24 protein-coding genes and 1 tRNA gene are annotated in these 23913 nt (G+C 55.7%); 14 read left to right on the forward strand and 11 right to left on the reverse strand.

What is annotated here, in order from left to right; translation table 11 throughout:
- Positions 1-14 precede the first annotated feature (14 nt).
- Genes ACA066_RS11910 through ACA066_RS11930 form a run of 5 tightly spaced genes read left to right on the forward strand, consistent with a single transcriptional unit; the run spans position 15 to position 6059 of the window.
- Positions 15-287, forward strand: coding sequence for a DUF1799 domain-containing protein (locus tag ACA066_RS11910; protein WP_497699369.1), 273 nt, complete (start codon positions 15-17; stop codon positions 285-287).
- Positions 288-314: 27 nt separating this feature from the next.
- On the forward strand, positions 315-3353 hold the full coding sequence (locus tag ACA066_RS11915) for a phage tail tape measure protein (protein WP_497699370.1): 3039 nt from the start codon (positions 315-317) through the stop codon (positions 3351-3353).
- Between the two features lie 44 nt (positions 3354-3397).
- Positions 3398-3736: a phage tail protein gene (locus ACA066_RS11920; protein ID WP_497699371.1), complete on the forward strand. Its 339-nt coding sequence runs from the start codon at positions 3398-3400 to the stop codon at positions 3734-3736.
- Positions 3733-5700, forward strand: coding sequence for a hypothetical protein (locus ACA066_RS11925; protein ID WP_497699372.1), 1968 nt, complete (start codon positions 3733-3735; stop codon positions 5698-5700). Before ACA066_RS11920 ends, ACA066_RS11925 begins: the two co-directional genes overlap by 4 nt.
- Positions 5700-6059: a hypothetical protein gene (locus ACA066_RS11930; protein ID WP_497699373.1), complete on the forward strand. Its 360-nt coding sequence runs from the start codon at positions 5700-5702 to the stop codon at positions 6057-6059. The genes ACA066_RS11925 and ACA066_RS11930 overlap by 1 nt, the downstream gene beginning before the upstream one ends.
- A 7-nt stretch (positions 6060-6066) precedes the next feature.
- On the opposite strand, the gene ACA066_RS11935 is transcribed toward ACA066_RS11930, so the two are convergent.
- The gene (locus tag ACA066_RS11935) at positions 6067-6330 is read right to left on the reverse strand and encodes a hypothetical protein (protein ID WP_497699374.1); all 264 of its coding nucleotides are present in this window, start codon (positions 6328-6330) and stop codon (positions 6067-6069) included.
- A 104-nt stretch (positions 6331-6434) separates the two neighbouring features.
- Between ACA066_RS11935 and ACA066_RS11940 the strand changes: the two genes are divergently transcribed.
- Positions 6435-7118 (forward strand): phage minor tail protein L, encoded by a 684-nt coding sequence (locus tag ACA066_RS11940; RefSeq protein WP_497699375.1) that lies wholly within the window; start codon positions 6435-6437, stop codon positions 7116-7118.
- Positions 7119-7120: 2 nt separating this feature from the next.
- Positions 7121-7906 (forward strand): C40 family peptidase, encoded by a 786-nt coding sequence (locus tag ACA066_RS11945; protein ID WP_497699376.1) that lies wholly within the window; start codon positions 7121-7123, stop codon positions 7904-7906.
- Here ACA066_RS11945 and ACA066_RS11950 read toward each other — a convergent pair.
- The 3 genes from ACA066_RS11950 to ACA066_RS11960 all read right to left on the reverse strand — a co-directional run bounded on the left by ACA066_RS11950 (position 7882) and on the right by ACA066_RS11960 (position 10629).
- The gene (locus ACA066_RS11950) at positions 7882-8481 is read right to left on the reverse strand and encodes a hypothetical protein (protein WP_497699377.1); all 600 of its coding nucleotides are present in this window, start codon (positions 8479-8481) and stop codon (positions 7882-7884) included. The genes ACA066_RS11945 and ACA066_RS11950 overlap by 25 nt on opposite strands.
- An 820-nt stretch (positions 8482-9301) precedes the next feature.
- Entirely contained in the window at positions 9302-10174 is an 873-nt protein-coding gene (locus ACA066_RS11955; protein WP_497699378.1) for a hypothetical protein, read from the reverse strand.
- A 215-nt stretch (positions 10175-10389) separates the two neighbouring features.
- Entirely contained in the window at positions 10390-10629 is a 240-nt protein-coding gene (locus tag ACA066_RS11960; RefSeq protein ID WP_497699379.1) for a hypothetical protein, read from the reverse strand.
- 136 nt (positions 10630-10765) lie between these two features.
- On the opposite strand from ACA066_RS11960, the gene ACA066_RS11965 reads away from it, so the two are divergent.
- The 5 genes from ACA066_RS11965 (at position 10766) to ACA066_RS11985 (ending at position 17751) form a co-directional block, all read left to right on the forward strand.
- Positions 10766-11383: an AbiU2 domain-containing protein gene (locus ACA066_RS11965; protein ID WP_497699380.1), complete on the forward strand. Its 618-nt coding sequence runs from the start codon at positions 10766-10768 to the stop codon at positions 11381-11383.
- 509 nt (positions 11384-11892) lie between these two features.
- Positions 11893-12480 carry a tail assembly protein gene (locus ACA066_RS11970; protein ID WP_497699381.1) on the forward strand — a complete coding sequence of 196 codons (588 nt, stop codon included), beginning with the start codon at positions 11893-11895 and terminating at the stop codon, positions 12478-12480.
- Between the two features lie 58 nt (positions 12481-12538).
- A complete protein-coding gene (locus ACA066_RS11975) occupies positions 12539-15628 on the forward strand; it encodes a TipJ family phage tail tip protein (protein WP_497699382.1) in 3090 nt (1029 codons plus the stop codon).
- A gap of 1059 nt (positions 15629-16687) precedes the next feature.
- On the forward strand, positions 16688-17221 hold the full coding sequence (locus tag ACA066_RS11980) for a glycoside hydrolase family 19 protein (protein WP_497699383.1): 534 nt from the start codon (positions 16688-16690) through the stop codon (positions 17219-17221).
- A gap of 50 nt (positions 17222-17271) precedes the next feature.
- The gene (locus tag ACA066_RS11985) at positions 17272-17751 is read left to right on the forward strand and encodes a lysis system i-spanin subunit Rz (RefSeq protein ID WP_497699857.1); all 480 of its coding nucleotides are present in this window, start codon (positions 17272-17274) and stop codon (positions 17749-17751) included.
- Here ACA066_RS11985 and ACA066_RS11990 read toward each other — a convergent pair.
- The 5 genes from ACA066_RS11990 to ACA066_RS12010 form a co-directional block, all read right to left on the reverse strand.
- Positions 17726-17902 carry a hypothetical protein gene (locus ACA066_RS11990; protein WP_497699384.1) on the reverse strand — a complete coding sequence of 59 codons (177 nt, stop codon included), beginning with the start codon at positions 17900-17902 and terminating at the stop codon, positions 17726-17728. The two genes, ACA066_RS11985 and ACA066_RS11990, sit on opposite strands and share 26 nt — an antisense overlap.
- 256 nt (positions 17903-18158) lie before the next feature.
- Positions 18159-18671, reverse strand: a complete 513-nt coding sequence (locus ACA066_RS11995) for a hypothetical protein (RefSeq protein WP_497699385.1) — start codon at positions 18669-18671, stop codon at positions 18159-18161.
- On the reverse strand, positions 18664-19731 hold the full coding sequence (locus ACA066_RS12000; RefSeq protein WP_497699386.1) for a hypothetical protein: 1068 nt from the start codon (positions 19729-19731) through the stop codon (positions 18664-18666). Before ACA066_RS12000 ends, ACA066_RS11995 begins: the two co-directional genes overlap by 8 nt.
- Before the next feature lie 299 nt (positions 19732-20030).
- The gene (locus ACA066_RS12005; protein WP_497699387.1) at positions 20031-20240 is read right to left on the reverse strand and encodes a hypothetical protein; all 210 of its coding nucleotides are present in this window, start codon (positions 20238-20240) and stop codon (positions 20031-20033) included.
- A 207-nt stretch (positions 20241-20447) separates the two neighbouring features.
- A tRNA-Ser gene (locus ACA066_RS12010) sits at positions 20448-20535 on the reverse strand.
- Positions 20536-20658: 123 nt separating this feature from the next.
- On the opposite strand from ACA066_RS12010, the gene ACA066_RS12015 reads away from it, so the two are divergent.
- Entirely contained in the window at positions 20659-21330 is a 672-nt protein-coding gene (locus ACA066_RS12015) for a Bax inhibitor-1/YccA family protein (RefSeq protein WP_017339210.1), read from the forward strand.
- A 66-nt stretch (positions 21331-21396) separates the two neighbouring features.
- Here ACA066_RS12015 and ACA066_RS12020 read toward each other — a convergent pair whose 3' ends face one another.
- A complete protein-coding gene (locus ACA066_RS12020) occupies positions 21397-21834 on the reverse strand; it encodes an Lrp/AsnC family transcriptional regulator (RefSeq protein ID WP_008028095.1) in 438 nt (145 codons plus the stop codon).
- Between the two features lie 136 nt (positions 21835-21970).
- Here ACA066_RS12020 and ACA066_RS12025 point away from each other — a divergent pair, with 136 nt between their 5' ends.
- Positions 21971-22864 (forward strand): DMT family transporter, encoded by an 894-nt coding sequence (locus ACA066_RS12025; RefSeq protein ID WP_497699858.1) that lies wholly within the window; start codon positions 21971-21973, stop codon positions 22862-22864.
- On the opposite strand, the gene ACA066_RS12030 is transcribed toward ACA066_RS12025, so the two are convergent.
- Positions 22865-23908 (reverse strand): FUSC family protein, encoded by a 1044-nt coding sequence (locus tag ACA066_RS12030; protein WP_497699859.1) that lies wholly within the window; start codon positions 23906-23908, stop codon positions 22865-22867.
- Between the last annotated feature and the right edge of the window lie 5 nt (positions 23909-23913).

The following is a 23913-nucleotide window of genomic DNA, read 5'->3' on the forward strand; positions in this document are numbered from 1 at the left end:
GTTCTGCCGAGCAAATGGCGATGTTCGGATTCTCGCCCGAGGACTACGACGAAACCTTCGAAGTCTGGCCGGACAACTGGAAGTCGTTCCTCGTCATGGATTCGATGTGGACTCAGTGGCGCACGGGCGCATGCGGCGCGACCGGCCTCGATTACGGCGTACTGCCAGATGTGATGAAACTCGTCGGCGTCCCCACCAAGGATCGCCCGCGTGTATTCCAGGACATCCGCGTCATGGAATCGGAGGCCATCGCGGTCATGGCCGAAGCACGTGACAACAGCCCGTGAAGGCGGGCACTTATTCAAGGTGAGTCGATGAACATTGCAGAACTCGGCATCAAGGTCGATTCGGCTGATGCCGCCAACGCTGCGACCGATCTCGACAAGCTGACCAAGGCTGGTGATCGCGCCGAGCAATCCGCCGTCGGCCTGATGAAAGAGATGGAAGCGCTCGAAAAGTCGCTTTCGAAAGGCGCGACCACTACACAGGAACTGGCCAAGCAGCGCGAGAGTCTGGCAAAGCTCACAAAGACCGGCGCCTATGGCGAAGCCGAATTTACCAAAATCACCGCGCAGCTCGACAAGCAACAGGTGGCGCTGGCCAAGTCCACTTTGGACGAACAGAAGGCTCTGAACAGACTGCTCGGTGCGATTGATCCGGCCCGCGCCGCTATGGCGAAGTTAGACGGCCAGGTCGAGCAGCTGGGCAAGCACCTCGATGCCGGCCGCATTAGTCAAGATCAGTACAACTCGGCGCTGGGTAAGCTGAACGGCAATTACGCAGCCCTCGAAAAAACAGCCACAGGCTTTGACAGGCTGAAGCTCGGCAGCCGCCAGGCGCAGGAAAATGTCGTTCAGTTGGGCAACGCTCTGTCGTCAGGGGATTGGGGTAGCGGTGTTCGTGCGGTCGCGCAGTTGGGGGCTGGAGCCGGCGCTTCCGCCGCAAGCTTGCTTGCCGTCCTCGGTCCAATCGCCCTAGCAACCGCTGCTGTGGGCGCATTGGCATACGCCTATTACAAGGGCAGCGAGGAGCAAGACGCGTACAGCAAGGGCCTGATTCTGACTGGCAATTCTGCGGGAGTGAGCGCGGAGCAGCTGGGCGCAATGGCCCGGCAAGTCGGCGCAATTGTGGGCTCAACCGGGCAAGCAGCCGAAGTGCTCGCACTGCTCGCCGGCAATGGCAAGATCGCAGGAGAAAGCTTTTCTGGCATCGCCCAAGCGGCTGTCTCCATGCAGGAGGCTACGGGCAGGGCCATCAAGGAAACGGTTGCTGAGTTCGAGAAAATTGCTGATGAGCCGGTCAAAGCATCGGCTGCGCTAAACGAGCAGTACCACTACCTGACAGCCTCGGTGTACTCGCAAATCGCGGCGCTAGAAGAGCAGGGCGATCATGCCGGCGCGGTGAAGCTCGCGACCGAGGAATATGCGGATGCAATCAATGAGCGCACGCCGAAGATTCTCGAAAACCTGAGTTTCTGGGAAAAGGGTTACAACGCTGTAGCACGTGCTGCGGACAACCTGAAGAATGTCGGTCGTCCCGATATTGACGGGGATATCGAGAAGGCCCGGCGCAATTTGGCGTCAGCTCAGGCTGGAGATATTGGCGCCTTCCAAAACCAGAAAGAGATGGTTGAGCTGTACAGCAACCAGCTCAACATGCTGGAGGACCAGAAGGCCGCGGCGGCCGACATCGCCAAATACGATGGTGAGCAGGCCAAGGCACAGCGCGATGCAGTTACAGCGATGTCGAAGATCGACGCGCTCACCAAGTCGTCGCTGACCAATGAGCAGAAACGCGCCGAGGCCATCAAGGATTACAAGAAACAGCTCGACGATATTCGCAAGGTCGACCCGAACGACTCCCGGCTTAATCAGTCCGCGATCGACAAGAACCTGGCGAACATCAACGACAAGTTCAAGGGGCCGAAGGGTACTGCGGGCAGCGTCGACCTGACCGGCTTCAATGATGCAAAGAACGCATTGGCTGAAACCCTGGCCTACTACAAAAACGCAGACAAGGAGCTCGAAGCTTCACAGCGTGCAGGCGTCATTTCGCAGGCGAGTTATACCGAACAGCGAGTTAGCTTGTTGCAACAGCAGGCCGAGGAAGTTGCCCACGGCTACCAGTCAGAAATCGATGCGCTGGAAGCCGCCAAGACAAAAAAGGGCACGACTGCAGCGCAACTGATTCAGATCGACCAGAAGATTAACGACGCCCGCAGCGCCATGGTTAAGGCGCAGCAGGACAGCGACAGCGAACTGGCAATCATCGCCACCAATGAGGAAGGCCGACTGCGCAAGCAGACCTTGGCCGTCAACACCTACACCAGTGCCCTGAAGCAACAAGTCGACACTCTTCGGCAGCAAGGCCTGCGTGCAGCTTCTGGCCTTGGCCAGGGTGATCGACAGCGCGGGCTGACGGATCAGCAAAACGGCATCGACGATCGCTTCAACCAGCAAAGCCTTGAACTGGCCAACCAGTATGGCGATGGCTCGCGCGGCATGAGCCTCGAGGAGTACACCGCAAAGCTGAAAGCGCTGAAAGCCACACAGCAGGATCTGCGCGACACGGTACAAGCCAATTACGACGACATGACGGCGGCCCAGGGTGACTGGAGCGCCGGCGCATCGTCGGCATGGCAGAACTACCTGGAGTCAGCAAGGGACGTTGCCGGGCAGACGAAAAGCCTGTTTGCCAACGCCTTCAGCTCGATGGAAGACGCGGTCGTCAACTTCGCCATGACCGGGAAGCTGTCGTTCGCGGATTTTGCGAAGTCGATCTTGGCGGATATGGCGAGGATTGCCACACGGCAAGCCAGTTCGGCGCTCCTGAGCAGCTTGTTCGGCGCCGCTACCAGTTACTTCGGTGGCGGAGCATCGTCGGCGGGGTCTACGCAGGGTGGGTACTCGGGAGACCTTTCAGGTTTCACTCCAGGCAGCATTCAAGCCAAAGGTGGTGCCTGGTCATCTGGCGTGCAGATGTTTGCGGAGGGCGGAGCCTTCACCAATTCCATCGTCAGCAAGCCGACGGCGTTCGGCATGGCCAACGGCAAGACTGGGGTGATGGGTGAGGCGGGGGACGAGGCCATCATGCCACTGACCCGCACTGCGAATGGCAAGCTGGGCGTCATGTCAATCGGCGGCAGTGGAGAGCAGGGCTCAAGCAGCAACCAGGTGGTAATCCAGCAGACGTTCGCCGTACCTGAAGGTCAGGGGGGAGCCACTGACGATGGCGGCGGCCAAGCAGTTGCGCAGGCATATGCGCGTGCCGCCAAACAGGGCGCACAAGAGCAGATCGCCAGAGACTTGCGGCCTGGCGGCCAAATATGGGCGGCCATTAACGGCCGCGGATAATCCAGACCCTGCTTCGGCGGGGTTATTTTTTGCCGGGGAAAAGCATGGCAACGGAAACTTTTACCTGGGTGCCCAACAAGGAGCCCGCCGGCACGGTCACCTTTCGCACCAAGTCTGCCAAATTTGGCGATGGCTACGAGCAGACCGCGGAGGACGGTATCAACAACAAAACACAGTCGTGGCCACTGACCTTCTCGGGTCCAAAGGCCAGGATCAAGGAGATCGCGGCCTTCCTCGACAGGCAAAGAGGCGCGACCCCTTTTTACTGGACTGAGCCGCTGGGGGACACAGCGCTTTTCAAGTGCGCCGAATACCAGCCCCGGCACGCAGGCGGTGACGTCTACATGCTGACCGCAACCTTCGAACAGGCATTCCACCCATGAGCATTGATCCAATCAACATTGGCGGGGTGGCGAACGACGGTAACGGGCAGACATTGCGGTCGGGCGGGCAGATCATCAACGCCAATTTTGCGGAGCTTGATACCCGCACCACAGCAGCCCAGACGAAAGCGGAACAGGGTGTTGCTGATGCGGGCACTGCTCAGGCCGCTGCGGAAGCTGCTCAGGCGAAGGCCGACGCAGCGATTCCAGGCAGTGCGGCAGGAAGCTCTATTGCGCAGTTGGTCAACGGTGTCGTTCCTGCATTGCAGTTGCCGAGTTATGTCGACGACGTGCTGGAGTTTCCGACCCTGGCAAACTTTCCGGCCACTGGCGAGACCGGCAAGATCTACATCGCGATCAATGACGGCGACAGTCCGAGCAATCCAACTCGGCAGTATCGCTGGAGCGGTACTGCCTTCGTGATGATCCCGTCATCGCCGGGTTCGACCGACCAAGTGGCAGAGGGTACGACCAATCTCTACCACACCGCCGCCCGGGTCCGATCGGCGGCGCTGACTGGTCTGGACGCCTCGATTAATGCGGCGGTGGTCGCTACAGACAGCGTGTTGACCGGTATCGGCAAGCTGCAAAAACAAGTCAGCGATGCGGTTGTGGAGCTGGCGGGAAAGTTCGACAAGACTGGGGGCAAGCTGACCGGGGCGTTGAACAGCGCCGACATCGTCACCATCGCCAGTTCGGCGACACCCGCCATCGGCGCTTCGGCGGCTAACACGATCACGATCACCGGAACCACCGGCATCACCGGATTTGACTCCATCGCCAGCGGGGCTGTGCGTACGCTGGTGTTCGCGGGTGTCGTCACGCTGACCCATCACGCGACGTCATTGATTCTGCCAAAGGCTGCAAGCATCACCACCGCCGCAGGCGACGTCCTGCAATTCACATCACTCGGAGGCGGGAGCTGGCGCTGCACCGGCAAGATGCTGGCGGCCGACGGTGGCGCTGCAACTGGTGGGATGTGGGTCGGGATGAAGATCGCTTGGCCGCTTTCCGAGGCCTCGATACCTGGCGGCGGGCTGCCTGATAATGGGCAGCTTGTTGATCGCGCAACCTGGCCTGATCTGTGGGCGCTGTATTCTTCGCAGGCTATTTCAGATGCTACTTGGATCGCTGATCCGTTGCAGCGTGGCAAGGCGTCCACAGGTAACGGCACGAGCACGTTCCGCATGCCTGATACCAACGGTAAATATTCCGATGGCCTGACGCCTGCCGCTGCCGTACTACGTGGTTACGGCAAGAACTCGGCCGGAGTTCCAGGCTTGTTCCAGCTTGACCAATTTCAGGGCTTTCAGTTAGGCGCTCCCGCCTCCCCGCAACCTACCAGAAGGCTCCAGTCTGATTCTAGGGGCTACGGCTCCATCGGCGCAGACCCGTCAATTGTAACAAGTCCTTTTATGCAGAATGTTGGCGGGGGGTTTGTAACACCAATCATCCCGGTAACGGACGGCGTAAATGGAACTCCTCGCGTCGGCACCGAAACTCGAGGCACCGGTGTCACTGTTATCTGGGTAACCGTCGCAGCCAACACCGCAACGAACATCGGCAGCGTTGATGTAATGGCGCTGGCGGGAACTGTTACGGCGCAAGCCAGCCGGATAACCGATTTGGAATACGCGTACACGTCAGGAGATCAAAGCTGGACCAACGGCGGGACTGTCACCCTATCTCACGGTTTTGGTAGCGCACCCAGCCGTGTCTCTGTTGACCTAATTTGTGTGATTACGGAAGGTAATTACGCTGTAGGTTCTGTACTACCTATGGGGCCGACCCAATTTGCCGTGTCGGGAGCCACCGGTTACGGCTTCCAGACGTACGTAACAGCGACAAACATCAACATTAGAGTGATCAGTAACGGTATCCAACTGTGGAACGCCACGACTAACGCGGGCGGTGTAATCACTCCTGCCAACTGGCGCTTCCGAGTCAAAGCGAGCAAATCATAATGACTGCCCACTACATTACAACTGAAGGTATTTACGTTGGCGGGTTTGGCGATGGCGCAAACCCTGATGATGTGGGCTTGATTAATCTTGGCGATAACCCGCCTGAATACGCCGACCAAGTTTGGCTGTTTCCCGGATGGACAGCGAGCCCTTCCCAGCTTCGCCGTGCGGAAGACGTGTGGCGTGACTCTGAGTTGCCAATCGCCAAGGATAATGTGACTGCAATCCAATTTGAGGACCCCGACGCATTGCCTGGTAAGGAAGCCGAATGGAAGACTTACTGGATTGCGCTGCGTAACTGGAAGGAAGGCAATCCCGACTACCCGGACCTCAAGAAGCGACCGCCACGCCCGAGCTAATCTCTTGCTAAATCTTCGGCTTCAATTCTTTTGTGCTGATCGAGTCGATATAGATTGCTCGTATCAACCAGATTTCCGATGACGATTGCGAATTTTCAATTTTGACGAAAGGTCCGACAGCTGTGAGCTTCAAATTCATGACGCTCACAATGTCACTCGATCCGTCGGTATGACGCCATCTGATCCACCGCGGAATATTTGACGGTTTTATATGGGCGTCGAAAGCATCCACTAACTGTTTGCAAAGCTGCACTTCATCGGTGTTGTTCATAGGATCTCCTGAGGTTCGATGAACGTAGCTCACATCCCATAACTGTCAAACCTCCCGAGCTGCCAACCGCCTTTGGCGGATTAATTTCTTTTTGAGGAAACACGATGCCGATCACGGCTGATATCCAGACCCTGGAGCCTGGCGCGTGGGTGGAGCTTTTCGAGCTGGATGCCACGGTGCTAGGTGCCGAGTTGTACCGATTCCACGGTTACCCGCAGCAGTCGTCGATCTTCTGGCAGGGCGAGGAGTATTCACCGTGGCCAATCAAGGCTGAGGGCTTCGAGATGACCGGGCAGGGCGCGCAGCCGACACCGACGCTGTCCGTGGGCAACATCGGCGGCTTCATCACTGCGCTGGTCTTGTATTTCGAGGATTTGGTGGGCGCGAAACTGATTCGCCACCGCACGCTGGGTAAGTACCTGGACGGGCAGCCTGAAGCGGATCCAGACGAAGAGCTGCCGCCGGATATCTGGTATGTCGAACGCAAGGCTGCAGAGGACAACGAAACGGTCCAGTTCGAACTGGCCACGGCATTGGACTTCGCCGGCGTGCAGCTGCCGCGGCGGCAGATTGTGGCCAACGTTTGTTGGTGGTTGAGCTGCGGCGGTTACCGCGGTCCGTACTGCGGCTACAACGGGCTGCCGGTGGCTGATGAAAACGACATCATTGTCACGGACGCAGCCAAGGACAAATGTGGCGGGCGCCTGACCAGCTGCAAGCTGCGCTTCGGCGAAAACAACCCTCTGTCGTACGGCTCATTCCCGGCCGCCGGCCTGATTCGGAACTGACCATGAACAAAGCAAATCGCGCCGCAATCGAGCATCATGCGCTGGCCGAGTATCCGAAGGAATGTTGCGGGCTGCTTGTGCGAGAAGGTCAGAAGGAAGTCTATGTCCCTTGCCGAAACACGGCTTCGACGCCAAGCGAGCATTTCAGGCTGGCGCCGGAGGACTATGCAGCGGCAGAGGATCGTGGCCCCGTGCTGGCGGTCGTGCACAGCCACCCGGACTATCCGGCGGCGCCGAGCGAAGCCGACCGGGTCTCCTGCGAAGCATCCGGTCTGCCCTGGCACATTCTCGAAGTCAGGAAAGGTGACGACGACCAGGTGCGCGCCGGCGAGTTGGTGAGCTTTGCACCCGCCGGCTACGAAGCCCCGTTGATCGGTAGGAAGTTCGCCCACGGCGTGCACGACTGCCTGAGCATCATCCTGGACTTTTACCGGCGCGAGATGGGCATCGACCTAGGCGACTACGAGCGCGAGGATGGCTGGTGGGACAAGGGCGGCAATTTGTATCTGGAAAACCTGCCGGCGGCCGGCTTTGAAAAGGTGTCCGCGCCCCAGCACGGCGATATCGTGCTGATGCAGATCCGCTCGCCGGTGCCGAACCATGCCGGGGTCTACCTGGCTGACGGCGTTCTGAAGACCGAGCCTGAGCATTACACCGCACCTGGCTCGATTCTGCATCACCTATACGGCCGGGACAGCAAGCGCGATGTGTATGGCGGCTACTGGTCCGAGGTAACAGTCGGGTATTGGCGGCACAAGGATGCTCAGCGCAATTCTCCCAGTGAGTAAAGCGAATGCCCGCTTCTGGTCATGTGATTTATCTGTACAGACCCACCAATGTAAACGCGATCTTTTGATTTTTGACTCTCCTGCAGCACCTGAGCTCGCATGATTTCTACAGCGCAGTTTGGAAACGAGCTCAAGTCTATGCCAGTCATATCCACGAGATTCGGTTTTACTCCAAGGCCATAAGCCAACCATTCGGACGCGAAGTTCGACCCTGACCGGTAGACATAACCATGAATTTTTCCAGTCTTGTCGGAAAAACCGAAGTGATAGATCGTTGCTGTCTGCTGAAGGAGGGCGGGGAGTTGAGCATTCAATTCTCGCCAGAGGGATTGAAGGGTCTCGGGAGTATGAGCATCGACCGCATCTACATCGAGGGCAACACCTTGTTCATTCACCAGGCCGATCCAGCGATTGAAAAGAGCAGCCGAGCCGGTTCCAGCGACAATCATTTTGATATGAGGAAAGGCAAAGGCTTTGCTCGAGTACCCGGGCGAGGACCCGTCGGGGTAATGTAACAACGTATCGGTCGCGACGATGACTTCGTTGGCGTCCGAATAAAAGATCAGCGACGACATATTGCCTCCTGGCGTGAAAAGTTAACGCAGGAGGCTACTCTCGGCGGCCGGCAGGGCGTTACTGAGGATTCGTACAGCCACTGGAAGCTATTGCTACTGGTCTGAGGTGGGGTGGCACGAGGATTCGAATTCAACCACATGATGCGGCACCGCCCCGGGAGAGCGTTATGTATACAGCTCAAAAGTACAACAAAAGTGCAAACTGAGTATCTATGATCTGTTCTCAATGAATGGTGGTTTCCTTTGCGGTGCAACGGCAGTCGTCGCCATCAGTGACAATGAAATTGATCGCCTAGAACTCTCAGGCACGGTCGGCCCCGGCTATCGTCGAAATTACGCCGAAAGGCAAGGCTGACCACAGAGCTTGTATCTGGTTCGGGGTCAGCTCAACTAAAAGCAGTCGGAGTCGCAGATTTCAGCTTTCGGAAGTGAATCCACCCACGAAGTCGTCGGTAGTTGAGCCCAGATTGTAATTCTCTGATTGAACAGTCTGCGGGTCCAACATCTCAAGAAGCATCTGGTTATGCTTCGCGCGGGTTGCCGAGTAGAGCATGCACCGGTCCAGAAGGATCCTTTTCATGCTCCGTGCCGAGGCTAGGTGCCTTGGTTCGACTGAGATCGTCTCGGTCCTGCCGCTTCGGATATCGGTTACCTCCAGGTGGCATCGCCCAATCAAACCGTCGTCTCGCTTGATGTAGCCGAGGCATTCGAAGTTGAAGGCTGTCTCTGTCATAACGCCGTCCGGGTTGATTAGGTGTCGATTGATCTGGGGGGAATTTGAAGCGAAGTTTGCAGTGGCTTTAGCGCCCCTCCCAGATAATCAGTCAACTGGTGCTTGAAATACCTCTTTTTTAACGCGCCTCTCATCAAGATGCTTAATAACTATCGGGTAGTCGATTTCGTAGGTCTCTTTATGAACTTCGTTGATGGCTGATCTCATGAAATCGATCATTCTATTCTTGGGGGTTATGTTGCGCTGTAAACATTCAAGGTAGGTGCTTTTGGCTGATTCATAAAATTTCTTTTCCATGCCGATGATGCCGATATCATCATGAGAAATCTTTTTGCTTATAATGTCTAATGTTCCGTTAGAGGCGACTCCGAGATCGTACTGATATATTGAGAACAGTTTGGTTTTAGGGCACTGTAAGCTCAGAATAAAGTTTGTGTTTATCTGGCTTATATCGCCTGCTCGATCAAAGGCAGTTGCATCTATGATGTGCTTAATCGAATGGGTAATAGTCTCGTGGATGTATTCGGCAGTAAGTAGGCCTTCCGAATTCCTAGGGTTCCATTCTTCGTACAATCCTCGATTTAGAGGGTTTTTTTGGCAGTGTCTAATTATATTATGTTCATTTTTAGTAAAGTCGTATGTGTATCGTAGATTGCCAAGGTGGGTGGTGATGATGTTCAGAATGTGTTGGGAAACTAATGTGCTGCCCGCGATTGATATTAAGCAATTATGTTTTGTTTGGATGTAGAGGTAGTTTCGAAGAGAGTCGTCGTTGTTAAAATTTGGCTGGTAGATATTTATATCGATTTCGTAAGTTTTGCGGAAGGAAGTTACTAGTTTGGTGGTTGGTTTCCCGAACGCTGTTATTACGCTGTCAGCAATAGTTAAAATTCCACTTGGCGTTTCGCAAAGCCCTTCAGGTTCGTCGCCAAAGGTAAGTTTTTCTTCATAGTCGTACATTGCTAGTACTAGTGTCATAAAGTATTCTGCATTAAGTTTTTGGATACGGCCGAGTGCCGTCGAATATAAAATATGCTTTGAGGGTGTCCCGTCATTTTTGTGGGCGTGTCCGGCATTGGTAGTTTAAGTCGTTCATTTCTGACTGGGCCTATTTATAGGTTCCAATGGTCCTTTTGCTTCCGCATGCAGGCAAAAAATTGGGACAGTTCTTGTGTTCAGTCCAGCCAGTCTCGCTCGATATACAAGCGTGGCTCACCTTGCTGGTCCCTCATGGTGAAACGGAAAACAGCGGTATCAGATGAACCATTGCTGTGATAAAAGCTGATGATTCCCTGCCATGGATTTTTTGCCGACAAGCTAATGCTGCGTTGAGTGCTCTTGAGATCTGGGTAGCGCTTATCGATCGCGATATCAAGCGCTTGGCTTTCTTCCATTGGCATGACTAAGCGAGTCATTGCGGAGTCCTTCTGGTCATTGGAGGCGCAACGCTACTACTGCTGGATCCAATTTTTCTACTGGCATTTTGTCCATACTGGATGGGTAGACAGGTTCGAGATATCGTGTACGCCATACAATGAGCCCGGAGGCTGCATGACTACCCGAAGCAGTGAAGAAATATTGGCGCACTATATCGAAACGATGGGCGAGCCACTCGGCAGGGCGTTCTGGCATCTCAACCAACGTGTGCTTGAGCTGCATACTGTTTGGGAGCAGTACACCCAGCTTTTTGGTGAGAATGAGGAGACCGTGCATTTATTGAATAAAACTGCCGGACTTTTCTTCATGGTCGTGCAAGAAGGTCTTTGGGATAACGTACTGATTGGTGTCTCAAGATTGACAGACCCTGCACAAACGGCGGGAAACAAAAATCTGTCCATACGCTCGCTTCCCAGCTTGATCGGAGATAAGCCTCTACAGAGTCGCGTTTCGGGCCTCTGTGAGAATGCGCTCATCAAGGCAAAGCATGCGCGGGATCATCGCAATAAGCGAATAGCTCATCAGGATCAGCAATACATATTTGATCGTGAGGCGAAGCCATTGGGCGGTGTCAGTAGAGCTCTGGTCAACGAGATGCTCCAAGCGATCACTGCGGTCATGAACGAAATAAACGTTTTCTACTGCGACAATACTATGTTCTACGATGACATCAGCTCTGGTGGAAATGCCGCTTGGCTAGTGCACAAGCTAAAGTCGATTGCGCAAGAATAATTTGAACCGAAATAACGGAGCTCGACGAGTCCAGTCCTCCCGCTGGGCTTTTCCGTTTACGTCGGTTGAATGCTATCGTCTGCCGATCTCACAAGGAGCGGTACTTATGCGGATTTTGATAGGGGCGTTGGTATTGGCGTTGTTGGCGGGTTGCACAACAACCTCCGATTTGATGGCTGGCAAACCAGTGAGCAATCACACAACAACCAAGTCACCGAAGGATGTAGCTCTTTGCGTGTATCCGGCTTGGCAAGATTATCGTTCAACCTCTGTCATGAGTGAGACGACAACCGGCTACCGCATAGTTGCAGGTACGGACACAGGTCAGACCGACGACGTACTCAGCATCGAGGCGTCCGATCAGGGTAGCGGGAGCTTGGTAAGACACTATCAGCGAGCGTCATGGTCGCAGGTTGGTCGAGGCGGACTTTCCGCTGCGCTGAATAGATGCTTGTAACACCCGTTTTCTACTGCCGCCCACGGGCGGTTTTTTTACGCCTGGAGAAAATATGTCGTACGGCAACACACAAGAAAAAATGCAAACAGTTTTCCTGTCGGGCTCTCTTGGTCGCCTGTTTGGTCGTGAGCATCGCCTGACTACCTCGGGTGGTTTTCGCGACATCATGGGTTACTTCAAATCGCAGTTCCCTGGGTTTGAAAAGTACATGATGGAAAGCTCCAGCAAGGGGCTTCGGTTCGCCATTTTTAATGGAAAGGAAAACATTTCTGAGGATGACCTGGATAAACCCACGGGGCGTAAAATCATCCGTATTGTTCCAGTTATTGCGGGCTCGAAACGCGCTGGCCTCCTTCAGACAATCGTGGGTGTTGTGTTGATTGCCGCTTCTTTCATTCCTGGCTTTCAGGCATTGCTGCCGGTCGGTATCGGCTTGGCAGCTGGAGGTGCAATTCAAATGCTCAGTCCGCAAGCCAAAGGACTCGGCACTCAAGACTCCCCAAATAATCGTCCCAGCTACAGCTTCAATGGTGCAGTAAACACCAGCGTCCAGGGCGGCTGCGTGCCGCTGCTTTACGGCCGGATGATTGTCGGCAGCGCAGTGGTCAGCGCTGGAATCTACTCCGAAGACCAGATGTAACCCGCACCCCGCCAGACGGCCCGCCATGAGCGGGTTTTTTTTCGCCTGAAGGAAAGCTATGACCACTCAAGAAATCACCGGCCGCAAGGGCGGCGAATCGAAACCGCGCCCTTCAGTTGAAGCGCCCGACAGCCTTCAAAGCACCGCCTACGCTCGCATCCTGGACTTGGTGAGTGAGGGCGAGATCCGCGGCCTGGTCAGCGGGATGCAGTCGGTGTTCCTCGACGAGACGCCGCTGGCGAATGCAAACGGCAGCTTGAACTTCAGCGGCGTTACCCTCGATGTCCGCACGGGCAGTCAGGATCAAAACCACATCGCCGGCTTTCCAGCGGTGGAGAACGAAACCGCCATCGGTGTTGAACTGACCTCGGTACAGCCCTGGGTGCGGTCCGTCAGTAACGTGCAGTTGTCGGCGGTTCGCATCAGGTTATCCACACCGCGCCTGGCTCAGACCAATACCACCAACGGCGACACCAATGGCTACACGGTCGCTTACCGGATTGATCTTTCGACTGACGGTGGTCCGTTCGTGCCCGTCCTGTCGTCGGCCTTCAGTGGCAAGACCTCAACGAAATACGAAAGGTCTCACCGCATTGAACTTCCCGAAGCCAGCAGCGGCTGGGCAGTGCGTGTTGTTCGCCTAACCCCAAACTCTACCAGTGGCGCGATCGCAGACACCACCAACATCGATGCGAACACCGAGGTCATCGACGCGAAGCTGCGCTATCCAGGCTCGGCCATCGTCGGCCTGCAGTTCGACGCCTCACAATTCCAGTCGATCCCCACCCGGGCATTCGATCTGTACGGCCGCATCATCCGTGTCCCGAGCAACTACGACGCTGAAACGCGTACCTACTCCGGCGTCTGGGATGGCAGTTTCCAAAGCGCCTGGACCGACAACCCGGCGTGGATCTTCTACGACCTGTTGCTGCATTTCCGCTATGGGCTCGGGCATTTACTGAACGCCAGCCAGATCGACAAGTGGGAGCTGTACCGAATCGGTCAGTACTGCGACCAGCTGGTGCCGGACGGGAAGGGCGGCACTCATCCGCGATTCACCTGCAACCTGTACCTTTCCGTGCGGGCTGATGCACTGACGGTGCTGCAGGACCTGGCCACCACCTTCCGAGGCATGGCTTATTGGGCGGCCGGCTCTGTCATGGCCGTGGCCGACATTCCTGAAGACCCGGTCTACACCTACTCGAACGCCAACGTTGTCGATGGCAAGTTCAAATACACCGGCTCGGCCAAGAAGACGCGCTACACCGTCGCCCTGGTGAGCTGGAATGATCCGACCGACTTCTACCGGCAGAAGGTGGAGTACGTCGACGACCAGGCAGGGATCACCCGCTACGGTATCCAGCAGACCGAAATCACCGCCACCGGCTGCACGTCCCAAGCCCAAGCGCACCGCATCGGCAAGTGGGCATTGCTCACCAACCGCTTGGAGACGGAAAGTGTTGGCTTCTCGGTGGGGCTGGACGGCACTCTGGCGCGCCCAGGCCAGATCATTCGCATTGCCGACAACGACCGGGCAGGCCGTCGCATTGGTGGCCGCCTGCGTTCGTCGACACTCGACACCCTGGTTCTTGATGCTGACGTGACGGCCTATCCGGGCGACACCATCACGCTGATCATGCCCAACGGCAAAGCGGTATCTCGCATCATCAAGTCTTCTGGCTATCCGCTGACATGGGACAGCACCGGCATTACCTGGGATAACGGCAACGTGACCTTCGACACCACGGGGTTTCCGGCAGAGGTGCAGCAGGTAGTGTTGACCGAGGATCTGGACGACCTGCCGCCGCAGCACTCCATGTGGGCGATAGACTCGCCGACGCTGGCTGTTCAGCAGTTCCGTGTGATGTCTGTTGCGGAAGACTTCTCCGACTCAGAAATCAAGTTCACGATCAGTGCGGTCCGTCACAACTCCAGCAAATACGGCGCCATCGACAACGGCACCCGCATCGAGCGACTGCCAATCACGGTCATTCCACCGAGCGTGCAGCGCCCGCCGTCGACAGTTACTGTCAGCAATGACCACTTTGTCGACCAGGGCAGCGCAATCAGTGTGATGACCATCGAATGGGATCGGCCGCCAAGCGCGATCGCCTTCGAGGTCTACTGGCGCAAGAACGACGGGGACTGGATCTTCGCGGGGCGCACTGGCACAACATCGATCGATGTGAGCGGGATTTATGCCGGCCGCTACGTGGCCAAGGTCCGGGCGATCAACTCGCTCGACATCGGGTCGGTGTTCGCGTCTTCCGCGGAGACGGTGCTGAACGGTAAGACTACGCCGCCGCCAGTGGTTTCATCGTTCACCGCCGAGTCGATTGTGTTCGGCATCAAGCTCAAGTGGGGCATCCCACAGGAATTGAGCACGGCCGACCTGCAGCGCACCGAGATCTGGTACAGCGAAACCAACCAGATTGCCGAGGCCTTCAAGTTTGGGGATTACGCGTATCCGCAGACCGACCTGACGATTATGGGTCTGGCTTCAGGCAAAACGTTCTTTTTCTGGGCTCGCCTGGTGGATCGGATCGGCAACGTCGGCGCGTTCTTCGGCCCAGTCTTCGGTCAATCGTCTGCGGACGCCGGCCCGATTTTGGACTACCTGAACGACCAGATTACCGAAACGCAATTGAGCCAGCACCTTCTGGAGAAGATCGATTCCGGGGGAGGGGCGTCGATTGAGATTGAGGCCATGAAAAGCGAGCTGGCCGCGATGTACAGCATCAAGACTCAGCTCACCGTTGATGGAAAACCTTACCTGGCTGGAATCGGTGTAGGTGTGGAGAACGACGAGGGGATCATCACCAGCCAGGTGCTGATCGCAGCCAGCCGATTTGCAATCGTCGATCCAAACGCCGCCGAAATCTTCTATCCGTTCGTGGTCCAGAACAACACTGCCTACATCAAAGCGGCGTTTATCGAAGACGGATCCATCACGAACGCGAAGATTGGCAACGTCATTCAATCGACCGATTACGTGGAAAATACCAAAGGCTGGCAACTCGATAAGAGTGGCACCTTGAAGTTCAACGGCACCGGTGTCGGGTACAGGTTGAAGCTCAACAACCAGGGCTTTTATCTCACCGATACGACAACTGGCGTTGTAGTGGTGGAGTTGGGGGTGCTGAGTTGACTGTCGGGCTGAGGATCAGGGACAGGGTTACTGGGGTCGTAACCCTTGAGATCACCGATAGGATTACTCGAATCATCGGCCGGGTTTACACGGGGACAGGTCCGGGAGCCATCAGCGTTCCTGAGTTTGCAGACGGCACCGGATGGGCTATTCCGCTGGTGATTGAGCAAGCCGCCATCAGGCCTACGCCCGCGCCGTTGATCGTCACATCATTGTCAGGCATGTCGTGGTCATTCCCAGGAACTGGCACAGGAAATCTACCGGTTGGCTGCTGGATAACTTACGGGGTTTAGTAATGGCAAATGCAGGGTTTAGAGTAAAAGGGGCTTTAGGGACGGCGCAAATTGACTCTAATTACCGCAATTTTGAGCTTGTGGCGTCGGGGTCCATCTACCTTACGTCAGGCGGGGCCGAGGGGCGCTACGCGGATTTCACTTTGCCATCCGGAGAGCTATTTCCAGTCGTAGCTCTCGCTGGTGCGTATTCCTGCTGGTCAGTGATGATCAGCAATACGGTGTGCAGGGTTTACGCCATTGTGTCCGGAGGTATATCCCCGCCCATAAACTATTACGTTTTCGGAACCCCCAAATCAACCAGTAGCGGCGCAGGCGGAATCATAGGGTTACGGGTACGTAATCCGGCCACGGGAAACATCGCCTACAGCTCCGAACGCAGGTACATGAAGATTCTGGACAGGAGGTCTGGCACCCTCGGCCGAAGAGATATTATCAGCGGCAGCGTGAGCGGAAAGACTGTCGCTGTGGCCGTCCAGATGCGGCCTTACTTTTGGCTAAGGAGAACCGTAAGCCAAGGGCAGCCAGTTGTCACAGTGGTGGTAGAGGGTGGCAGGGCGATATGCTCAGGCGGCTCATGGCAGTACACGTTGGACACTATCAACCTATCATCCACGCCCGGCACTCAGCCAACTCTTTCATATGAGTTTTACAACTACAGCTTTCTAATCCTAGACGTCACCGGTTATTGATCGAAGCCTTAACCCAACCATCCGGATCACTGCCACCCGCCATCGAGCGGGTATTTTTTTGCCTGGAGTTCACCATGCCCATCACTCAGCAGCAGTTGCTGCAGATACTCCCGAACGCCCGCAGCCAAGCGGGCGTTTTTGCATCTGTGCTCAACGTGGCCATGCTTCGTTATCAGATCATCGGGCCAAAATGTATGGCTGCGTTTATTGCACAAATTGGTCATGAGTCGGGGCAGTTGCAATACGTCCGCGAGATTTGGGGGCCGACTGCTGCGCAACTGCGATATGAGGGCAGGGCGGACCTGGGCAACACCGTAACGGGTGACGGCTCCAGGTACCGCGGCCGCGGCCTGATCCAGATCACCGGCCGGGCGAATTACGCGGCGTGCGGCGAAGCGCTGGGAATTGACCTGGTCAATCACCCCGAGCTGCTGGAGCATCCGCAGTTCGCGTGTCTGTCGGCCGCCTGGTTCTGGGCGACGAAGGGGTTGAACACCCTGGCCGACGCCGGTGAATTCAACACTATCACTCGTCGGATCAACGGCGGACTCAATGGTCTCGCAGATCGTCTGAGTCTCTGGGCGAAGGCGCGGGAGGTGCTGGCTTGATTCCACTGTCGTGGCGCATCGGCGGCGCACTCGTCTTGATCGTACTGCTGATGGTCGGAAGCGGCACGGCGGCCTGGCAGTGGCAGGCGAACAGCTACGGCAAGCAACTCGCCGAGCAGGCCCGGTTGCACGTCGATGACCTTTCCGCGATCAGCAATGCGGCTGCCGCCCAGGTCCGCGCCGATCAGGAAAAGCGCCTGGCTCTGGAGCAGCGCCTGTCAGTCAGCGACCAAACACACCACAAGGAACTGAGCGATGCTCAAAAAGACCAGGCTCGCCTGCGCGATCGGCTTGCTACTTCTGATCTGCGGCTGTCAGTCCTTCTCGACGCTACGGATTCAGCCGGTGGCTGTTCAGTGCCAGCCGGTACCGAAACCGTCGGCGTGGTTCATGGAGGAACGCGCGCCCGACTTGACCCAGCGCATGCTCAACGAATTGTCGCCATCACAGACTCCGGTGATCAGGGACTGATTGCGTTGAAGGCGTGCCAAGCATACGTCCGAGCTATTGCCGATCCCTCTTTTCCTTGAGCAGCCTCTGATTTTCTCTGAACAGGTGGTCCCGCTGGTTGGAAACCAGCAGGAGGCTGCGAACCTTGCCGGATAACTCTGAGTTTTCTTCGTTGAGGCAGTTTAGCTCAGCTTGCGTATGGTTTTTGCTGGCAGACAGCTCGTCATTCATCTGCACCAAACCTTGGATATTCTCACGAGCTCTTCACAACTGCAGCACCAGCTCTTCAAACACGTGTTCGTACTTTCGGAGCTGGTGCCTGCAGGTTTCGAGTCGCATCTTCAACACATTCCATAGTCCTGATGCAGCGAAACCCGCACTGGGCGGGCTTCGTTGGTATCAATTGGTGAGCCGGGGGGGATTGCAACCTGCGCCCAGGCCTTGTATCACGCGGCTTCCAATTCTCCTGCTGTCCTTATGCTGTAAATCAGAAATCGTTATGACGTTCCTGTATTTCTCTCCTAGAGTGCAAATCCGCAATAAACAGGTAGTTGGACCATATGACGCCAAAAATAGCGGAGCTCTGCATCAGTGAAAGAAATACAATAAATGCAATTCCTGATGACTCAAAAATTAAATGGCTTCCTTTGTACATAGCTGTTCCGCTGAGCATGAGCTTGGCGAAAAAGACTAATGTAATGCCCGTTGCCACAGTTGCCGATTCTAAAACGCTACCGACAATACTTTCGAGTCTGCGAGTGTCTTGTAAGGTTTTAGTAAAGTCTGCTACTTTTATCTTGTCTGGGTCTTGAAGCCTTTTTATAGCGTTAGGGTATACAAAGGCAATCCAGATCCCCATAATTGTAAATACCATGCCTGACACCGCAAGCAGGATTGTACAGTAATCTTTATAGTCGGTATAAGATACGTCTAGATTGAAGCTATAGCTTAGTATGCCGATGGCTGTGGAGAACACAGCCATGACAATTATTTTAAGCATTCGCTGCCTCCTGTTGTTGTCTCACATCCTTGCGGATTGGTTCTAGATAAACATCTCGGTTGGCTAGAATATAATTATACAGCTCTTTAGCTCCAAAAATATCGCTGCCACCATCGTCCAGCGAGATATTTTGAGTAAGGCGATACTTACTAGCCCAAACTATACTATTGGAGCCTTCTACCGCAAACCCGGTCCTCTCCCACGATCCAGGCTCATGGTCTTCTGCATAAGCTTCAATAATGCTCTGAATCTCAGCCGGCGTTGGTTTTGACTCGATACGGAGCTCTACCTGTCTACTGGAATTGTTCTCGGCGGAAGTGTAAGGAACTTCGAAGCGTTGAAAGACTTTTGCGAACCCGCGCCGTTTGTCGACGGCCTTGATAGAAACGGTTTCTCTTTTTATTATATGTGTAACCTTCTTAGCCAAATCTTTCATTTCGACAGACGAGGTCGCCAAAGACTTCATTGATATATCAAACTGGAAGGAGTAGCGGAAATTGTCATCCTTGTCTTCAGGGAACTCAATCTTGACGAATTCTTTTTCCGTAGTGATTTTTTTGGCTTCGGGGAGCTCAACGCGGAGATTGATGCATCCTGTGACCCACTCCTGAAACATTTTGGAGTCGGTTCTAGAGTTGTCAAACTTAATCGAGGCGATCATGTTTAGCTCTGGGATTACCCAATAATAACAAGGGCGTCCCCACACCATAGGTTTCTTGCTGTTGCTTTCGGTTTGCTTGATCGCTTTTTCGGTAGTTCCATCCGGATTGATCGTGATGCCATAGAGCGGGCCATGACGGTCATTATCGCCCTTCCACAATACCAGTAAATGGTCGCCGTTTGCGGTATTAGAATGCACTTCATGCCAATAACATGGCGTTTTGTTACGGTATTTTCTGGCATCCCACGGATTGGTCGCTTCGAAATTTCTCCCTTGCTTCCAAGCGGACAGCTTGGAAAAGGTTTCTGCTAGGCGAAGCGATTTTGGCTCATCGCTAAACATCCGATAGAGACCGCATTTATCTACGTTAAAAAAATTAATGAAGCCACTTTTCAGCATCGTCTTGTCCTTTGCGATTGTTTTCGACTCCTGTCACGGCCTTTTGGTTGTGCTTCGTGAGGAGCTCACCAAATTATCATCGATTAGTGGCTTTCTGCTATTTCTTAGCGGGTACCTCGATCAGGTGCTGCTCAAAAAATTAGCTTCAGCTTTGGTTCCTGAACAGGTTTCCGTGTAAGGCATCCACCTGCCATAGACTCTTGCGATCATCGTCCAGTGCGCCAAATCTGCTTGGTCGCCCACCTCGAGCCCTCGCCGGGGCGGACAGCATCATATAGGCGTAGGCAATCTACGTGTTTTTAGTCCGGCGTCATCAAGACCGCCAGTGTCATCTTGATGAACTCTTCGTTCTTGTCGATGGTGTCCAGGGCGCCGCGCACATTCTCTGCGACGTCAGCGGCGCCTCGTTGCTCGACCCAGTTAGACAGTTCGAGGATGGCGGCCTCGAGGGCCAGTTGGTTTTCGTTGATCTTGTAGAGCAGGGAAGGGAGCAGGTCAGAATTTGGCATCGAAATTTCCTCCGTGAAGAGGACATCGTAGCACCGTGTTACATGAAGGATTCTTTAACAGTCGGCAGGACGCCGGAGAAGGGTTTTGGAGGCTTAGTTATGGAACACTTCCAGAATAGTTATGGAACACATTGCGTTGCGGCCCATACGACCCAAACCCCAGAAACGACAAAGCCCTGAATAATCAGGGCTTTGTCGATACAAATATGGCGGAGGCGATGGGATTCGAACTCATGGACCTGTTACAGTCGACGGTTTTCAAGACCGTTGCCTTAAACCACTCGGCCACACCTCCGTTTGCGTTGCGGGCGCCATAATACCTGAATGAAACACACTGTCAAACTCTCTGCATGGCTTGTTACAGAGTGTCTGTTATGATCTTTGCGACTGAACGTTTCAAACCAACAGGAGTGTCGCCATGCGCGAACAGGATTACGCAGTTAATAACAGCGTGCAGGCTGAGCAGCTAGAGGTTAGCCGCGTCCTGCGCAACACTTACGGCTTACTCGCACTCACCCTCGCATTCAGCGGCGTGATGGCGTTTGTCGCCCAGCAGATGCGTGTCGGCTACCCGAATATCTTCGTGGTGCTGATCGGTTTCTACGGCCTTTTCTTCCTCACCAACAAACTCCGTGATTCGGCGTGGGGCCTGGTGTCGGCGTTTGCCCTGACCGGTTTCATGGGTTTCCTGCTCGGCCCGATCCTGAACCGTTACCTGGGTATGCAGGGCGGGGCGGAAGTGGTGAGCTCGGCGTTCGCGATGACTGCGCTGGTGTTCGGCGGTCTGTCGGCTTACGTGCTGATCACTCGCAAGGACATGAGTTTCCTCGGCGGCTTCATCACCGCAGGTTTCTTCGTGTTGCTGGGTGCGACGCTGGCGAGCCTGTTCTTCCAGATCAGCGGTCTGCAACTGGCGATCAGCGCAGGTTTCGTGCTGTTCTCGTCGGTCTGCATTCTGTTCCAGACCAGCGCCATCATTCATGGCGGCGAGCGTAACTACATCATGGCGACCATCAGCCTGTATGTATCGATCTACAACCTGTTCATCAGCTTGTTGCAGATCTTCGGCATCATGAGCCGCGATGATTAATCGTCGACCATGAGTAAAAAACCCGCTTCGGCGGGTTTTTTCTTGCCCGCGATTTGGGCAAGGGCTTTATGCCATCGGCGGCAACCGCCGTTTGACCGGGGTTTTCTTGACGATTGCGGTGTTGGTTTCGGCGTGGGTGTTGAGGCGGTCAAGGAGGGTGTCCAGCTGTTCCATCGAGCGTACATGCAGGCGGGCGATGAAGCAGTCGTCGCCGGTCACCTTGTCGCACTCGGTGAATTCGGGGATGGCCTGGATCTGCCGCTCCACCTCCTGCAACTGACCCGGCAGCGGGCGGATACGCACGATGGCCTGGAGCTGATAGCCAAAGCATTTGGGATCAATCTCGACGGTGTAACCCTTGAGCACGCCGCGTTCTTCGAGGCGGCGCAAACGCTCGGCGACGCTGGGCGAGGACAGGCCGCTGAGGTTCGCCAGGGCCTTGAGCGAACGCCGCGAGTCTTCCATCAGGGCCGTGATCAGCACCTGGTCGATATCATCAGTCATGTCGCAATCCCCTGTAAGGCGATTAATCGAAACCGCCTTGATAAAAAAGGCAGATACCGAGTTTAGCCTGCTTTTTGCGCTGGAGAAGCCCCCCGACGGATTGGCATACTTTGGGCTCAAACACAGGAGTCTGATGATGGACAAAACAATTCGTCACGGGTCATTCGAAATGACCGCCGCCATGCTGATCTCCGGGACCATCGGCTGGTTCGTGCTGGTGTCCGGGCAACCGGTGCTGGACGTGGTGTTCTGGCGTTGCGTGTTCGGCGCCGGCACGTTATTGCTGATCTGCGCGGCATTCGGCTTCCTGCGCCCCGGCATTCTGACTCGCACCACCTTCCTGCTGGCCGTGCTCAGCGGCGTGGCGATTGTCGGTAACTGGGTGCTGTTGTTCGCCTCTTACTCCCGCGCCTCGATTGCCATCGGCACGGCGGTTTACAACGTTCAGCCATTCATGCTGGTCGGGTTGGCCGCGTTGTTCCTCAACGAAAAAATCACCCTGCAGAAACTGTTCTGGCTGGGCATTTCGTTTCTGGGGATGCTGGCGATTGTCAGTGCGCACGGTGAACAGGGCGCCGGCGGCAATGATTACCTGATGGGCATCGCGCTGGCGCTGGGCGCTGCTTTCCTTTACGCGATTGCGGCGTTGATCATCAAACGCCTGACCGGCACACCACCGCATTTGATTGCGCTGATTCAGGTCAGCACCGGCGTGTTGTTGCTCGCGCCATTCGCGCACTTCTCGGCGTTGCCGCAAGCACCGAGCGCATGGGCCAGCCTCGTGACCCTTGGCATTGTTCACACCGGCGTGATGTATGTGTTGCTGTACGGCGCGATCCAGAAATTGCCGACGGCACTGACCGGCGCGCTGTCGTTCATCTACCCGATTGCGGCGATTTTCGTCGACTGGTTTGCCTTCGGCCATCGCCTGGAAGCGCTGCAATGGATCGGTGTCGCCGCCATTCTGCTGGCGGCTGCCGGCATGCAGCAGGGCTGGAGCCTGAAGTTTCGGCGGACTGTTACGCAATAATCAGATGTTCCAGCGCGGCGCGGTCTTGGCCAGGCGCTGGCGCATCTTGCCAATGTTGCTGGCCAGCTGCCGGATCAATAACCGATAGCCGTCCAGCGGGTTATAGACTGGTGCGTCCAGGCTTGAATCCGCCGGCAGTTCTACGGGGCGACTGAGCCGTTGCGACGCGCCGGACTTCAATGCCCGCGCCATCCCCACCAGTTGCACCCGAATCAGCCGATGTTCCGCTTTCAGCGCCGATTGCAGATGCGCCATCGCGTCCGGGTCATTGGTATCCGGTCGGGTGTTACTGAGGATTTCCAGGGTACTGACGCACATCCGCAAATGACGCTGAATGGCATCGAGCTCGGTCATGGAAATCTTCACTTCCTTGGACACCGACGGCATCAGCGAGCGCAATTGCACCATCACCGCGTTCAGGCGATTCATCAACTTCACGTGCTCGTCATCGGTGACGGGCTGGCCATTGATGATGCGCCCGTAAATCGTCGCGCAATCGCGCAGCGCATCGGCCAGGTTGTAGCGCCAGGAATAAACCGCGTACAGCGGCAGGGCGAAGGAAAACGCCAGGGCCAGGGCAATTCCGATCAGGATATCCACCCCGCGCCACAGTCCGTCGGTCACCGGGTTATCGCCATGCCCGGCGACGATAAACACGGTGATCGCCGACAGCAGCGCCGTGTAACCGCCCTTGCCGATGGCGTGGTACGAGAAAAATCCACAGACCACCGACATTGCGAAATAGGTCAGCCACGGCATTCCGAGCCAGGCCTGTTGCGCCACCAACACAAGGCCGACACCAGCCCCGATCAACGTGCCGATGGCGCGCTCGGCGGCTTTTTTGCCGATGTTGCCGTGGTGCTGCAAACCGCCGATCACCACCAGCATCGTCACCGACGCCCACTCACCGTGGGGCAGGTGGATGCCGGTGGTCAGCAGGATCGTCGCCAGCAACCCCAGTGATACGCGCACTGCGTGAATCAGTTTGGCGTGGCGATAGCGCCGGTACGGGTCCAGTAACGGACGCAGTACCCGGCGCAACAGGGGTG

This window comes from Pseudomonas sp. LBUM1651 (genome assembly GCF_059716135.1).

Excerpts from the sequence above, each read along its gene's own strand:
- ACA066_RS11910 (WP_497699369.1), top strand. The coding sequence starts at position 15 with ATGGCGATGTTCGGATTCTCGCCCGAGGACTACGACGAAACCTTCGAA.
- ACA066_RS11915 (WP_497699370.1), top strand. The coding sequence starts at position 315 with ATGAACATTGCAGAACTCGGCATCAAGGTCGATTCGGCTGATGCCGCC.
- ACA066_RS11920 (WP_497699371.1), top strand. The coding sequence starts at position 3,398 with ATGGCAACGGAAACTTTTACCTGGGTGCCCAACAAGGAGCCCGCCGGC.
- ACA066_RS11925 (WP_497699372.1), top strand. The coding sequence starts at position 3,733 with ATGAGCATTGATCCAATCAACATTGGCGGGGTGGCGAACGACGGTAAC.
- ACA066_RS11930 (WP_497699373.1), top strand. The coding sequence starts at position 5,700 with ATGACTGCCCACTACATTACAACTGAAGGTATTTACGTTGGCGGGTTT.
- ACA066_RS11935 (WP_497699374.1), bottom strand. The coding sequence starts at position 6,330 with ATGAACAACACCGATGAAGTGCAGCTTTGCAAACAGTTAGTGGATGCT.
- ACA066_RS11940 (WP_497699375.1), top strand. The coding sequence starts at position 6,435 with ATGCCGATCACGGCTGATATCCAGACCCTGGAGCCTGGCGCGTGGGTG.
- ACA066_RS11945 (WP_497699376.1), top strand. The coding sequence starts at position 7,121 with ATGAACAAAGCAAATCGCGCCGCAATCGAGCATCATGCGCTGGCCGAG.
- ACA066_RS11950 (WP_497699377.1), bottom strand. The coding sequence starts at position 8,481 with ATGTCGTCGCTGATCTTTTATTCGGACGCCAACGAAGTCATCGTCGCG.
- ACA066_RS11955 (WP_497699378.1), bottom strand. The coding sequence starts at position 10,174 with ATGTACGACTATGAAGAAAAACTTACCTTTGGCGACGAACCTGAAGGG.
- ACA066_RS11960 (WP_497699379.1), bottom strand. The coding sequence starts at position 10,629 with ATGACTCGCTTAGTCATGCCAATGGAAGAAAGCCAAGCGCTTGATATC.
- ACA066_RS11965 (WP_497699380.1), top strand. The coding sequence starts at position 10,766 with ATGACTACCCGAAGCAGTGAAGAAATATTGGCGCACTATATCGAAACG.
- ACA066_RS11970 (WP_497699381.1), top strand. The coding sequence starts at position 11,893 with ATGTCGTACGGCAACACACAAGAAAAAATGCAAACAGTTTTCCTGTCG.
- ACA066_RS11975 (WP_497699382.1), top strand. The coding sequence starts at position 12,539 with ATGACCACTCAAGAAATCACCGGCCGCAAGGGCGGCGAATCGAAACCG.
- ACA066_RS11980 (WP_497699383.1), top strand. The coding sequence starts at position 16,688 with ATGCCCATCACTCAGCAGCAGTTGCTGCAGATACTCCCGAACGCCCGC.
- ACA066_RS11985 (WP_497699857.1), top strand. The coding sequence starts at position 17,272 with ATGGTCGGAAGCGGCACGGCGGCCTGGCAGTGGCAGGCGAACAGCTAC.
- ACA066_RS11990 (WP_497699384.1), bottom strand. The coding sequence starts at position 17,902 with ATGAATGACGAGCTGTCTGCCAGCAAAAACCATACGCAAGCTGAGCTA.
- ACA066_RS11995 (WP_497699385.1), bottom strand. The coding sequence starts at position 18,671 with ATGCTTAAAATAATTGTCATGGCTGTGTTCTCCACAGCCATCGGCATA.
- ACA066_RS12000 (WP_497699386.1), bottom strand. The coding sequence starts at position 19,731 with ATGCTGAAAAGTGGCTTCATTAATTTTTTTAACGTAGATAAATGCGGT.
- ACA066_RS12005 (WP_497699387.1), bottom strand. The coding sequence starts at position 20,240 with ATGCCAAATTCTGACCTGCTCCCTTCCCTGCTCTACAAGATCAACGAA.
- ACA066_RS12015 (WP_017339210.1), top strand. The coding sequence starts at position 20,659 with ATGCGCGAACAGGATTACGCAGTTAATAACAGCGTGCAGGCTGAGCAG.
- ACA066_RS12020 (WP_008028095.1), bottom strand. The coding sequence starts at position 21,834 with ATGACTGATGATATCGACCAGGTGCTGATCACGGCCCTGATGGAAGAC.
- ACA066_RS12025 (WP_497699858.1), top strand. The coding sequence starts at position 21,971 with ATGGACAAAACAATTCGTCACGGGTCATTCGAAATGACCGCCGCCATG.